Source organism: Verrucosispora sp. WMMA2044 (assembly GCF_027497155.1).
Taxonomy (GTDB): domain Bacteria; phylum Actinomycetota; class Actinomycetes; order Mycobacteriales; family Micromonosporaceae; genus Micromonospora; species Micromonospora palythoicola.
Map to the genome: position 1 here is coordinate 5,416,290 of NZ_CP114913.1, position 12,399 is coordinate 5,428,688.

Here is a 12,399-nt window from a genome sequence, read left to right on the forward strand (position 1 = left end):
GCCACGCCGGGCGAGGCACAACAACTTCATGATCAACCGGCCGAGGGGGTGGGAGGGGAGGGGGACGGGAGGGGGACGGGAGGGGGACGGGAGGGGGACGGGAGGGGGACGGTTAGCGGAGGCGGGAGACGATGGTGGTGTCGTAGTTGCCGGAGAGGAACTCGGGGTTCTCCAGCAGGTCGGCGAAGAAGGGGAGGTTGTGCTTGGGGCCGGCCAGGTCGAAGGCGGCCACTGCGGCGCGGGCGCGGGCGATGGCCTCGGTCCGGTCCTCGCCGTGCACGATGAGCTTCGCCATCAGGCTGTCGTAGAACGGGGTGACGGTGTTTCCCTCGGCGTAGCCGGAGTCGACGCGGACGCCCTCGCCGGTCGGCTCCACCCAGGTCCTGATCGTGCCGGGGCCGGGCAGGAACCGCTTCGGGTCCTCGGCGTTGACCCGCAGCTCGATGGCGTGACCACGCACGGTCAGCGCGTCCGGGTCGAAGGTCGGCGGCAGGCCGGCGGCCACCCGCAACTGCTCCTCCACCAGGTCGATGCCGTGCACCAGCTCGGTCACCGGGTGCTCCACCTGGAGCCGGGTGTTCATCTCCAGGAAGAAAAATTCGTCAGCGCCAGAGCCATCCCCCTCGAAGTCCCGCTGACGCGGAACCAACAGGCACTCGACGGTGCCCGCGTTGCGGTAGTTCACCGCCTCACCCGCCCGAACCGCCGCGGCAAGCAGGCGGGTGCGTAGTTCCGGCGACACCGCCGGGGAGGGCGACTCCTCCACCAGCTTCTGGTTACGCCGCTGCACCGAGCACTCCCGCTCACCCAACGCCACCACCCGACCGTCGGCCAGACCGAGGATCTGCACCTCGACGTGCCGCACCCGGGGGAAGTACCGCTCCAGCAGCACCGAGCCGTCGCCGAACATCCGCTCCGCGAAGGCACGCACCTTGTCGTACTCGGTGCGCAGCGCGGCCTCGTCGACCGCCACCCCCATACCCATGCCCCCGCCACCGGCGGCGGCCTTCACCATCACCGGGTAGCCGATCTCCGCCGCCGCCGCGACCGCCGCCGCCAGGTCGGCCGCCGGCTCGGTGGTCCCGGCCGCCACCGGCACGCCGGCCGCCGCCATCAGGTTCCGCGCATTGATCTTGTCGCCCATCGCGCTTATCGCGTCCGCGCCGGGCCCGACCCAGATCAGCCCGCTGGCCTCGACGGTACGGGCGAAGTCGGCGTTCTCCGACAGGAAGCCGTACCCGGGGTGGATCGCCTGCGCGCCGGTCGACCGGGCGGCGGCGATGATCGCCTCGGTGTTCCGGTAGCTCTGTGCCGGGTTGGCCGGCCCGACGCAGACGGCCTCGTCGGCCTCGGCGACGAACGGCAGGTCGGCGTCGGCCTCCGAGTGCACCGCGATCGCACGTACCCCGAGCCGCCGGGCGGTGCGGATGATCCGACGGGCGATCTCACCCCGGTTGGCGACCAGCAGCGACTCGATCATGGCTCCTCCGAGCGTTCCATTGTGTGGGACGCGGGCTAGCCAATCACGTCACAGCGGACCCGTGAAAGGCCCCCTGCCGACGCCTCGGTTCAGCGGCGGGACGAGCCGGACGCCGACGGCGACAGGTCAGGCGGGCTCGGTGGGGGCGAGCAAAGCGGCCAGCGTGGCTGCCCGCAACAGCTCGGCCCGCCGCCGGTGGTCGACCTCGCCGCCGAGGAACGGGGTGGAGTTCATCAGGCCGAACGCGGCGTGCGCCAGCACCCGTCCCTCACCGTCGGGCAACCCGGGATGCAGGGCGGTCAGCACGGTGACCCACTCCTCGACGTAGAGCCGCTGAAGTCGGCGGATGCGCCGCCGGGGCTCCTCCGGCAGCCGGTCCAGCTCGTGCAGGTGCAGCGCGATGACGGCCGGATTGGCGAGCGCGAAGTCGACGTGGAAATCGATGAGCGACTCCAGCGCGGCGCGCGGGTCGTCGGGATGGGCGGCGCGGCGCTGCCGTCCGCCGTCGAGCAGTCCCTCACTCACCGGCGTCAGCGCGGCGACGAGCATCGCTTCCTTGCCGGCGAAGTGGTGGTAGAGCGCCGGGCCGGTCACCCCGGCAGCCGCGCCGATGTCGTCCATCGACACACCGTGGTAGCCGCGGGCGGCAAAGAGACCTACGGCGATCTCAAGAATCTCGTCCTTGCGGGATCGGCGTCGTCCCGCCCCCGTGGCCCCGCCGGACGCGCCCCGGGCCTGCTGCTCCACCGTCACCGGGCCAGCCTAGACCCGACCGTCGACAGCGTGCGGCCGTGGTTACCCGCCGGTCCGACTGCCGGGAACGATGCCTCACGTCGGGCGTTGGTCGAGGCCGGAGAGCCGCACCGCGATCCGGTGCCGCACCGGCGGGAGCATCGAGACCAGGCGGAGCAGTAGGTCCCGGGCCGGCCGGACCGACGACGGCACGGTGGCCAGCCGGGTCAGCCGGTCGGCGAAGCTGGCCACCTCGTGGGCGAGCGGGCGGCGTCTGGCCGCGTACTCGTCCAGCCGGGTCTCGGCGGCTCCGGCGAGCACGTCCGCCAGGGTCTCCCCGAGGTCGACCGCGTCGCTGATGCCGAGGTTCATGCCCTGCCCGCCGGCCGGGCTGTGCACGTGTCCGGCGTCGCCGGCCAGCAGCACCGGTCCGGAGCGGAACGTCCCGGCGACCCGTCGGTGCAGCCGGAAGCGGGAGGACCAGAGCACCTCGCGCACCTGGTCCGGCCGTTGCCGGGGGCCGCGCTCGTCGAGCAGGCGTTGCAGGTAGCTCGCGTCCGGCTCGGCGGGTGGATCGGTGACGGTGGCGACCAGGCGTACCCGCCCGTCGGGCAGCGGCGCCCAGACCAGCGGCCCACCCCGGGCGAGGAAGATCGACGCGCCGTCGCGGGGGAGGCCGCTGTCGACGCGTACGTCGGCCAGCACGAACGACTCCTCGGAGCCGGCCGGCCCGGTGAAGGTGATGCCGGCCAGCTCACGGACGGTGCTGTTGATGCCGTCGGCACCGACCACCCATCGGGCGCGCACGTTCGTGCCGTCGAGGTCGGCCACCGCGCCGTCGCCGTCGGGGTGCAGACCGGTGAGCCGGTACGGGCGCAGCACCGGCACGCCGGCCTCGGCCAGCCGCTCGGTGAGCACCTCCTCGGTCACCGACTGGGAGACCATCAACGCGTACCGGTGGCGGCTCGGTAACCCGCCGAACGGCACGGTGACCAGCACCCGGTCCCGGTCGCGGACACTGAATCGGGCCGACCGCAGCCCCCGGGCCACCAGTGCCCCGCCGGCTCCGATCCGGTCGAGCACCTCCAGGGTGTACGCGTGCACCACGGCGGCCCGCGACGTCTCCGCCGGCTTCTCCCGCTTGTCGACCACGGTCACCTCGACTCCACGCCGGGCCAGGGTGAGTGCGGCGGTGAGCCCGGTCGGGCCCGCGCCGACGACCAGGACGTCCGTTCGTTCGGGCAGCATCACGACCTCCTCGACATCTTGCCAACAAGCGTTGGCCAACATTTGTTGGCAACGGTAGGCCGCCCCGGATTGGGAAGTCAACAGGCGTTGGCATACCGTCGGTCACATGACGGAGGACGGCGGGCGACGCGGCGCTGGGCCGGCGGCGGGCGGCGGGCGGCGCAGCGCGGAGGCGACCCGCGCGGCCATCCTGCGGGCCGCCCGGGACCGCTTCGCCGCCGACGGGTACGACCGGGCGACGATCCGGGCCATCGCCGCGGACGCCCGGATCGACCCGTCGATGGTGATGCGGTACTACGGCAGCAAGGAGAACCTGTTCGCCACGGCGGCCGAGTTCGACCTGCGGCTGCCCGACCTCAGCGGCGTGCCGGCCGATCGCCTCGGCAGGGAGCTGGTCAGCTACTTCTTCACCCGCTGGGAGGGCGACGCCACTCTGCCGGCGCTGCTGCGCACGGCGAGCACCAACCCCAGCGGGGCGGAACGGGTACGCGCCATCTTCACCACCCAGCTCGGCGTGGCGGTCGGCCGGGTGGTCGCCGACCCCACCGAGGCCCCCCGGCGCGCCGGCCTGGTCGCCAGCCAACTGCTCGGCGTCGCCCTGACCCGCTACGTCCTGCGACTACCTCCGATGGTCGACATCTCCCCCGCCGACCTGATCACCTGGCTGGCCCCCACCATCCACCGCTACCTAACCGACCCCGACCCAGCCTCGCACTGAACCCACCCCGTTGATCATGAGGTTAGCGGCGAAGATGATCTTTATCCCTGCCGCTAACCTCATGATCAACACCCTGTCACTTCGGGTTGGGGCCCTTGACGACGGGGGCGCGGACGAGGTTGCCCCATTCGGTCCAGGAGCCGTCGTAGTTGCGGACCTTCGGGTAGCCGAGCAGGTGCCGGAGGACGAACCAGGTGTGGCTGGAGCGTTCGCCGATCCGGCAGTAGGCGACGATGTCGTCGTCGGCACTCAGGCCGAGCTGGTCGGCGTAGATGGCCCGTAGCTCGTCGGCCGACTTGAAGGTGCCGTCGTCGTTGGCGGCGGACTTCCACGGCTTGCTCACCGCGCCCGGGATGTGACCGCCGCGCAGCGCACCCTCCTGCGGGTAGTCCGGCATGTGCAGCATCTCGCCGGTGTACTCGCCCGGCGACCGCACGTCGACAAGCGGCCGACCGGCGTCGACGTGCGCCGACACCTCCTCGCGGAACGCCCGCACCGGCGCGTCGTCGCGCTGCGGCACCGGATAGTCGGCCCGGGGCCGGTTCGGCTTGTCGCGGGTCAGCTCCCGCCCCTCGGCGATCCACTTCTGCCGGCCGCCGTCGAGCAGCCGCACATCCTGGTGACCGAAGAGGGTGAAGACCCAGAGGGCGTACGCCGCCCACCAGTTGAAGTTGTCGCCGTAGAAGACGACCGTGTCGTCACGGCCGATGCCCTTGGCGGCACAGAGTTCGGCGAACCGTTCGGCGTCCAGGTAGTCCCGGGTCACCTGGTCGTTCAGCTCCAGATGCCAGTCGACCTTGACGGCACCGGGGATGTGACCGCTGTCGTAGAGCAGCACGTCCTCGTCGGACTCGACGACCACGAGACCGTCGTCGCCCAGATGCTCGGCCAGCCAGTCGGTGGTGACCAGTCGCTGCGGGTCCGCGTACGACTGAAGTCGGGGATCGGGATCGTTCGGCACAGACATGTTCCCCAACGTACGCCGCGCTCCGGTCGCCCCGAACGTGTTCTCGTTGACCAAGAAGTTTTGGTCTGCGTAGCCGCTGATCACGACCGAAGCTTCTTGATCAACGCGGCGGGGGTGCGGGTGGGGGTTAGTCGGTTAGGGGGGTGAGGGTGGGGCGTTTGGCGGTGCGGGTGTCGCCGGACGAGCGGCCGGTGAGGCGGCGTTTGATCCAGGGGGCCAGGTGTTGGCCGGCCCAGCGCAGGTCGGCGGTCCGGGCGGACAGCCACGGGGTGGGCTCCGGATTCGGCGGGACCAGCAGCCACTCCTCGTCGCAGCCGACACCGAGGGCGTTGAGCACCTGACCGGCGACGCGGCGGTGCCCGGCCGGGGACAGGTGCAGCCGGTCGGTGCTCCAGAGCAACGGGTTCAGGTAGGTGTCGTCGGCGTACAGGTCGACCAGGATGGCGCCGTGCCGCTCGGCGGTCTCTCCCACCGCACGGTTGAGCAGTGCGACCCGGGGCGCGATCAGCCGTTGGCCGGGCAGCCGCGCCATCACGTCGGCGAACCGGAACAGCAGTACGTCGGCACCACCGCTGCGCAGCCGGCGGACCACCTCGTCGAAGCGGGTCACCAGGGCGTCCGGGTCGAAGTTGCGCCGCAGCACGTCGTTGCCGCCCGCCGCGAAGCTGATCAGGTCGGGCTTCATCGCCAACGCCGCCGGCACCTGCTCGGCCACCACGCTCGGGAAGGTCCGCCCCCGGATGGCCAGGTTGGCGTACGCGAAGTGGGGGCCAGCCTCGGCGGCGAGCCGGGTGGCCACCAGATCCGCCCAGCCCCGGAAGCTGCCGTCCGGGTAGGCGTCGTCCAGGCCCTCGGTGAAGCTGTCCCCGACCGCGACGTAACTGCGCCAGCGCACTGCTCACTCCTCCGACGTGCGAGTAGGGAAGGAACTCCTGCCTACCACCGGAAGTTTTGCACCGGTCGTCCGCGCGGCGGTGTCCCGCGCGGGGGAACGTGGCGGACATCATCGAGGTGAGTGGGGTCCACGCGCCGGCTCCATCGCGAGTAGTGTCCCGAACCACACGCTTCGTTCATGCTTCGTTCACCCGAAGGATTCTGCTGTGGCCGTTGGTCGTCGCTGGCTGTCACGCACAGCCGCTGCCGCGCTGCTTCTCATTGGCGGGATCGCTGTTCCCGCCGGTCCCGCCTCGGCGGTCGACCCGGAGCCGAAGTTCACCTTCGAGCTGACCGGCACGACGATTCCGGTCGGGTTCACCAGCAAGACGCTCCACCTGAAGGTGACCAACCTGACCGACGAGACCCCGAGTGTGATCCAGTACGACGTCCGGCCCGATGAATTGGCTTGGCGGGACAGAGCCTGGTTCCTCTGGGGGGAGGGCGGTGGTTCCGGCGAGTGTGATGGCGACTCTGCGGGTTGGTACTGCCGCGCCGGCGCCGGCACGTCCACGGCTGCGGAGCTGCTGCCGGCGCCCGGCGGCACGGTGGACTACCCCATCTCCATCAGTACCGGATCGATAAAGGAACCCTTCGAGGGCAAGGTCCAGATCGAGGTCTACATGATCTGGGGCGAGGACGGCGAGCGGGTCACCGAGACCAGGGAGTTCACCGTCACGCTCGTCGACGATGCCGAAGCCGACCTGGCGGTGGTGGCGCCGGACGTCAGGCAGTCGGTGCGCGTCGGTGCCGACGGCCGGCTGGAGTCCACCGGGACGTTGAATCCGGGTGAGACGGGCGCGGTGCGGTACCGGATCGTCAACCACGGCCGCAAGGCGGTAAGCGGCGTCACCGTCGACCTGCGCCTGCCCGAGGGCGTGACCTTCACCCGACCGCCGCAGGAGTGCGCGGTCGACGACGATGGGCGGTCGGCGGTCTGCACCTACGATTCGCTCGCGCTCGTGCCGGTCGGTGAGGACACCGAGCCCAACGACGACGTCCACTCCGCTGTCGAGCTGTACAACCTGGTGACGGTGCCGGCCGACATCGAGGCGCCGGTCACCCTGGCTGGCGGGAGCGTGCAGGTCGAGGGCCTGACCGAGGGCATCAGCGCCCGCTCCGCCCCGAAGCCGGCCGTGCTGCCGGCGAACGCCGTCGCCGTACCGGCGGCCGACGTCGACGCCAGCGACAACCAGGACGGGTACGCCGTCGTGGTCGCCGCGAAGAAGGACGACGACAACGGCGGCGGGGGTGGCCTGCCGGTCACCGGGCCGCAGGCCGGGCTGATCGCCGGAGCCGGCCTCGCCATGGTCGCTGCGGGCATCGTGCTGCTGCTCGCCCGACGCCGCCGCTCGGTCGCGTTCGTCTCCGGGGACGACACCACCGCTTCCTGATCTGCTCAATCTCAGCCCACGCCGGGCCGGCCGACCTCAGGTCGGTCGGCCCGAACCCAAAGCACGTCAGGCTCCGCGGCAGCGGCCGGTGCAGGCCGGCGGCAACGCGACAGCCGTCATGACGCGGTGGCTGGTTCGGGTCGGGCATCTCCACCTCCTGCGGCTGAGGGAAGGGGCCGCCCCGCCACGGGGGAAGGCGGAGCGGCCCCGGTGCAGCCCCACCCCGTCCCCGATGGATGGGAGCAGGACCGCCGAGTGACAGTGTGGTGACCGGACGACTACTCTCGGAAGGCATCGACATCGGCCGTGGCGCGACCGCCGCCCGGCCGGGAAGCCCACCTGAGCAGCCGATCGATCGTGGAGGCAGTGTGGAATCCGAGCCGACCGCCGAGTTGATCCGGGCCCAGTTGCGTCGGCTGCGGCTGGCCGCCAATCTGACCCAGGAGGACTTCGGCAAGCAGGTGCACTTCTCCGGCTCGCAGATCTCCGCGATCGAGTTGGGGCAGCGCCCGTTCGACCGGCTGTTCCTCAAGCGGGCCGACGAGGTGCTGAACAGCGACGGCCTGCTGCTGGGGCTGCTGCGCATCGCCGAGCTGCACGGCCAGCCACACTTCCTGCGGCCCTGGCTGGACGCCGAGCGCGTCGCCCAGCAGTTGCGCTGCTACCACCCGACGTTGGTCCCCGGTCTGCTCCAGACCGAGCACTACGCCCGCGCGATGATCCGCGCCGACGACATGTTCAGCGACGATGAGGTGGAGCGGCGGCTGGCGGTGCGGATGGACCGGCAGGCGATCCTCACCCGGCCGGAGCCGCCGATCCTGGTCGCGGTGATCGAGGAGGCAACGCTGCGCCGGGCCGACGAGAGCTTCCGGGGCATCATGGCGCAGCAGATCGCTCACCTGGTCGACTGCGTGCAGCGCGGCGGCGTGCTGATCCACATCATCCCGGCCGAACTAAGCGTTCATGTAGGACTGGACGGTCCGCTCACTCTGGCCCGGGGAGCCGAGGGTGACTGGGTCGGCTACCTGGAGAACCAGGTCGGCGGCGCGACCATCGACAGGGCCGAGGAAATCGCTACGCTGCTGGCGAGGTGGGAGGGAATCCGCAGCGTCGCTCTCCCCAAGGGACAGTCCGAGCTGCTGATGAAGGAAGTGATGGAGTCGTGGTCCACGATCTGACCGGGGCGACCTGGCGCAAGTCGACCCGTAGCGGCACCAGCGAGTGCGTCGAGGTGGCCGACAACCTGCCCGGCGTGGTCGGCGTCCGCGACAGCAAGGACGCGACCGGCCCGGTGCTCACCTTCGCCCCGGCCGCCTGGCGTCGCTTCGTCGCCCACGCCAAGCTCAGTTGACCCACTGACCCACTGACCCACTGACCCACTGGTTCAGCGGGAGGCGATCGTCAGCACGGCGTCGGCGAAAGCCTGCGGTGCTTCCTGCGGAAAGTTGTGCCCCACCCCGCCACCGACCGCGCGGTGCTCGTACGGGCCGGTGAACTGCTTGGCGTACGCCTCGGGTTCCGGGTGGGGTGAACCGTTGGCGTCCCCCTCCAGGCTGATCGTCGGCACGGTGATCGGCGGCCGGTCGGCCAGCCGCTCCGCCACGTCCGCGTACTGCGGCTCCCCGTCGGCGAGGCCCAGCCGCCACCGGTAGTTGTGGATGACGATGTCGACGTGGTCCGGGTTGTCGAGCGCGGCCGCGCTCCGGTCGAAGGTGGCGTCGTCAAAGTCCCACCTCGGCGAGGCCGTCCGCCAGATCAGCCTGGCGAAGTCGCGGGTGTTGCGCGCGTAGCCCTCCCGGCCGCGCTCGGTGGCGAAGTAGTACTGGTACCACCAGGCGTACTCGGCCGCCGGGGACAGCGGCACCCGACCCGACGCCTGACCGTCGATCAGGTAGCCGCTCACCGCGACCAGACCATGGCAGCGCTCCGGCCAGAGCGCGGCCACGATGCCGGCGCTGCGGCCACCCCAGTCGAACCCGGCCAGGGTCGCCCGCTCGACTCCCAGCGCGTCGAGGAACGCCACGGTGTCGACCGCGAGGGCGGCCGGCTCGCCGTTCCGCATCGCATCGGCGGACCGGAACCGGGTGCTGCCGTAGCCACGCGCGTAGGGCACCAGCACCCGGTGACCGGCGCTGGTCAGCAGGGGCACGACCTCGGCGAAGCTGTGGATGTCGTACGGCCAGCCGTGCAGCAGGAGCACCACCGGACCGTCCGGCGGACCGGCGTCGACATAACCGACGTCGAGCACACCGACCTCGACCTTCCGCACGTCAGTGAACAACGCTCCCACCCCCACACCGGTCAACGCGCCCACCCCATACCCGAACCTAGAACGTCGAATTCGTCACTGAGCGAACTTCCACAGATCTTGGTTCGGGAACGCCCCGTCGCGGGCGCCGCCGTACCAAGATCCGCATCAGGGACGGATACGGGAGATTACCCAGGCGAGCAGGCCGGTGACGACACCGACGATGACGCCGGTGAACAGGCTGCTGATCGCGGCGAAGAACCGCACGATCACCGCCTGCGCCTCGGGCGCGAGATCGGTCAGGTTGCCGCCCAGGGTCGGCTGCTCGTCGAAGGCCACGTGCCAGAGCAGCTGATGGGTCAGGGCCAGCAGGACGCCGTACAGCAGGCCGACGACGAGCAGGGTCAGAAACGGGTCAGGCACCCGCTTCACCAGCGCCACGGTGATCCACACGATCGGCGGTACCACCACCAGCAGCAGATTGACGAAGGTGCCCTCGTGCACCAGATCCAGGTCGTGCAGCACCACCCGGGGCAGGCCGAGCAGTGCCAACCCGAGCAGGGTGAGCAACGGAAGCCCGAGAGCCGGGCGAGGTGACATGGTCATGCCGGCAACGCTAGGAACGATCGGTGACCGTGCCATCGGCCCCGGATCGCGGTCACGGTACGTCGGTGAGCGATCCCCGGTGTCGCCTTCCGACGACTCCGGTGGCCCCGACCTCGCCGTACGCTGATTTCGTGGCCGGCCAGTCGACGCAGCGGAGGGTACGTCCCTGGGTCACCGACGCGCTCCTCGGCGCGGGCGTGGCCGGCACCGTGTCGATCGTCATCACCGCGAACGAGGGTGGCCGGCACGGACCGGACCAGCTCGCGTACCTGTGGGCGGTGGGCCTGGGCGCGTTGATGCTGGTCCGGCGGCGCTACCCGGTGCTGGTGCTGGCCGTCAGCGTGCTCGGCCTGTTCGCCTACTACGCCGCCGGCTACCCGGCCATCGGGCTGGCCGTGCCGGTCGCCGCCGCCCTGTTCTCCGCCGCCGAGCACGGCCGGATCGCCGCCTCGATCGTCGCCGCCGTGCTGGTGGTCGTGGTGTCGGTGGTCTTCCGGCTCGCCGAGGGACAGGATTTCTCCTTCGTCGTCGGCTACGAGCTGGCCGGGCACGTCCTGCTGATGGGTGCGGCGATCGCCCTCGGCGACAGCCTGCGCTCCCGCCGCGCCGCCCAGGCGGACGCCCGCCGGATCGCCGAGCTGACCGAGGCCCGGTACCGGCAGGAGGCGCAGGCCCGCCTGCGGGACGAGCGGATGGCGATCGCCCGCGACCTGCACGACTCCCTCGGCCACACCACCTCGGTGATCGCGCTGCACGCCGACGTCGCCCGGGAGGCGCTGGGCCGGGACGAGACCGCCGCCCGATCGGCGTTGGAGCTGATCCGGTCCACCGCCCGCCGCAGCATGGACGACCTGCGGCGGACGGTGGCCCTGCTGCGGTCACCCGGTGACCCGCCACGCACGGTGGTCTCGCTGGCCAACCTCGACGCGGTGACCCGGGCCGCCTCGGCCGCCGGGTTCGACGTCGACGTGCGGGTGGTCGTCGACACGCCGCTGCCGGCGCCGGTGGAGGCGGCCGCCTTCCGGATCGTGCAGGAGGCGGTCACCAACGTGGTCCGGCACTCCGCCGGCAGCCGCGTCCAGATCCGTGCCGAGCAGCACGGCGACCAGCTCACCGTCACCGTCACCGACACCGGCTCCGACCCGGCCCCCGGCACAGAACCGACGCGCGGCGCAGGGTCGGCCGAGCCGCCGACCTACCCCGAAGCCGCGAACGGCCGGGTCGAGCCGCCGGCGACGGCCCGGTCCGCGCACGGCATCGCCGGTATGCGGGAACGGGCCGAGAGTCTCGGCGGCACGCTCACCGCCGGGCACCGGCAGACGGGATTCGAGGTACGCGCGGTGCTGCCCCTGCGGGAGCCGACGTGACGACCGTGCTGGTGGTCGACGACCAGGATCTCGTGCGCGCCGGGATACGCACCCTGCTGGCGGCCGACCCGCAGCTCACCGTGGTCGGGGAGGCCGCCGACGGTCGTTCCGCGCTGCGCCTGGCTCGCCAGTTGCGGCCGGACGTCGTACTCATGGACATCCGGATGCCGGTGATGGACGGCCTGGCCGCCACCGCGGCGATCCGCGCCGACGATGCCCTGGCCGCCACCCGGGTGCTGATCCTCACCACCTTCGACGACGACGAGGACATCGTCGAGGCGGTCGGTCTCGGTGCCGCCGGCTACCTGCTGAAGGACACCCCCTCGGACGACCTGCGGCGGGCGGTGCACACGGCCGCCGCCGGCGGGAACCTGCTCTCGCCGACGGTCGCCCGCCGGGTCATGGAACGGCTCGCCGCCACGCCGAAACAACCGCCGCCCGATCCCCGGCTCTCCGTGCTCACCGACCGGGAGCGGGCGGTGCTCGCCCGGGTCGGCCTGGGCGAGACCAACGATGAAATCGGCCGCGCCCTCTTCATCAGCCCGGCGACCGCCCGCACCTACGTCAGCCGCCTGCTCACCAAACTCAACGCCCGCGACCGCACCGCCCTAGCCGTCATCGCCCACCGCGCCGGCCTGACCACCCCCCACCCGTAACCACCCCCAGGGGCGGTGGGGGGAAATGGGTCGGTGGGGTGGGGGGTGGG

13 protein-coding genes are annotated in these 12,399 nt (G+C 71.5%); 6 read left to right on the top strand and 7 right to left on the bottom strand.

Features of this window, described 5'->3' with window-relative positions; translation table 11 throughout:
- Window positions 1-112 precede the first annotated feature (112 nt).
- From O3597_RS24680 to O3597_RS24690, 3 genes are all read right to left on the bottom strand, one after another.
- Complete coding sequence (locus tag O3597_RS24680; protein WP_164448735.1) at window positions 113-1,480, bottom strand: biotin carboxylase N-terminal domain-containing protein; 1,368 nt, start codon at window positions 1,478-1,480, stop codon at window positions 113-115.
- Between the two features lie 126 nt (window positions 1,481-1,606).
- On the bottom strand, window positions 1,607-2,233 hold the full coding sequence (locus O3597_RS24685; protein ID WP_164448736.1) for a TetR/AcrR family transcriptional regulator: 627 nt from the start codon (window positions 2,231-2,233) through the stop codon (window positions 1,607-1,609).
- A gap of 75 nt (window positions 2,234-2,308) precedes the next feature.
- Window positions 2,309-3,460 (bottom strand): FAD-dependent oxidoreductase, encoded by a 1,152-nt coding sequence (locus O3597_RS24690; protein ID WP_281602520.1) that lies wholly within the window; start codon window positions 3,458-3,460, stop codon window positions 2,309-2,311.
- Window positions 3,461-3,566: 106 nt separating this feature from the next.
- On the opposite strand from O3597_RS24690, the gene O3597_RS24695 reads away from it, so the two are divergent.
- Window positions 3,567-4,178, top strand: coding sequence for a TetR family transcriptional regulator (locus tag O3597_RS24695; protein WP_164448738.1), 612 nt, complete (start codon window positions 3,567-3,569; stop codon window positions 4,176-4,178).
- A 76-nt stretch (window positions 4,179-4,254) separates the two neighbouring features.
- Here the strand turns inward: O3597_RS24695 and O3597_RS24700 are convergent, their stop codons facing one another.
- A complete protein-coding gene (locus O3597_RS24700) occupies window positions 4,255-5,145 on the bottom strand; it encodes a sulfurtransferase (RefSeq protein WP_164448739.1) in 891 nt (296 codons plus the stop codon).
- 127 nt (window positions 5,146-5,272) lie between these two features.
- Window positions 5,273-6,040, bottom strand: coding sequence for an SGNH/GDSL hydrolase family protein (locus tag O3597_RS24705; RefSeq protein ID WP_281602521.1), 768 nt, complete (start codon window positions 6,038-6,040; stop codon window positions 5,273-5,275).
- A gap of 205 nt (window positions 6,041-6,245) precedes the next feature.
- Between O3597_RS24705 and O3597_RS24710 the strand changes: the two genes are divergently transcribed.
- The 3 genes from O3597_RS24710 to O3597_RS24720 all read left to right on the top strand — a co-directional run bounded on the left by O3597_RS24710 (window position 6,246) and on the right by O3597_RS24720 (window position 8,823).
- Entirely contained in the window at window positions 6,246-7,472 is a 1,227-nt protein-coding gene (locus tag O3597_RS24710; RefSeq protein WP_281602522.1) for a hypothetical protein, read from the top strand.
- A gap of 368 nt (window positions 7,473-7,840) precedes the next feature.
- Entirely contained in the window at window positions 7,841-8,650 is an 810-nt protein-coding gene (locus O3597_RS24715) for a helix-turn-helix transcriptional regulator (protein ID WP_281602523.1), read from the top strand.
- Window positions 8,635-8,823: a DUF397 domain-containing protein gene (locus tag O3597_RS24720; protein WP_281602524.1), complete on the top strand. Its 189-nt coding sequence runs from the start codon at window positions 8,635-8,637 to the stop codon at window positions 8,821-8,823. The genes O3597_RS24715 and O3597_RS24720 overlap by 16 nt, the downstream gene beginning before the upstream one ends.
- Window positions 8,824-8,856: 33 nt before the next feature.
- On the opposite strand, the gene O3597_RS24725 is transcribed toward O3597_RS24720, so the two are convergent.
- Entirely contained in the window at window positions 8,857-9,753 is an 897-nt protein-coding gene (locus tag O3597_RS24725) for an alpha/beta hydrolase (protein ID WP_281602525.1), read from the bottom strand.
- Between the two features lie 135 nt (window positions 9,754-9,888).
- A complete protein-coding gene (locus tag O3597_RS24730) occupies window positions 9,889-10,326 on the bottom strand; it encodes a hypothetical protein (RefSeq protein ID WP_281602526.1) in 438 nt (145 codons plus the stop codon).
- Window positions 10,327-10,457: 131 nt separating this feature from the next.
- On the opposite strand from O3597_RS24730, the gene O3597_RS24735 reads away from it, so the two are divergent.
- On the top strand, window positions 10,458-11,693 hold the full coding sequence (locus O3597_RS24735; protein WP_281602527.1) for a histidine kinase: 1,236 nt from the start codon (window positions 10,458-10,460) through the stop codon (window positions 11,691-11,693).
- On the top strand, window positions 11,690-12,349 hold the full coding sequence (locus O3597_RS24740; RefSeq protein ID WP_281602528.1) for a response regulator transcription factor: 660 nt from the start codon (window positions 11,690-11,692) through the stop codon (window positions 12,347-12,349). Before O3597_RS24735 ends, O3597_RS24740 begins: the two co-directional genes overlap by 4 nt.
- Window positions 12,350-12,399: the final 50 nt, after the last annotated feature.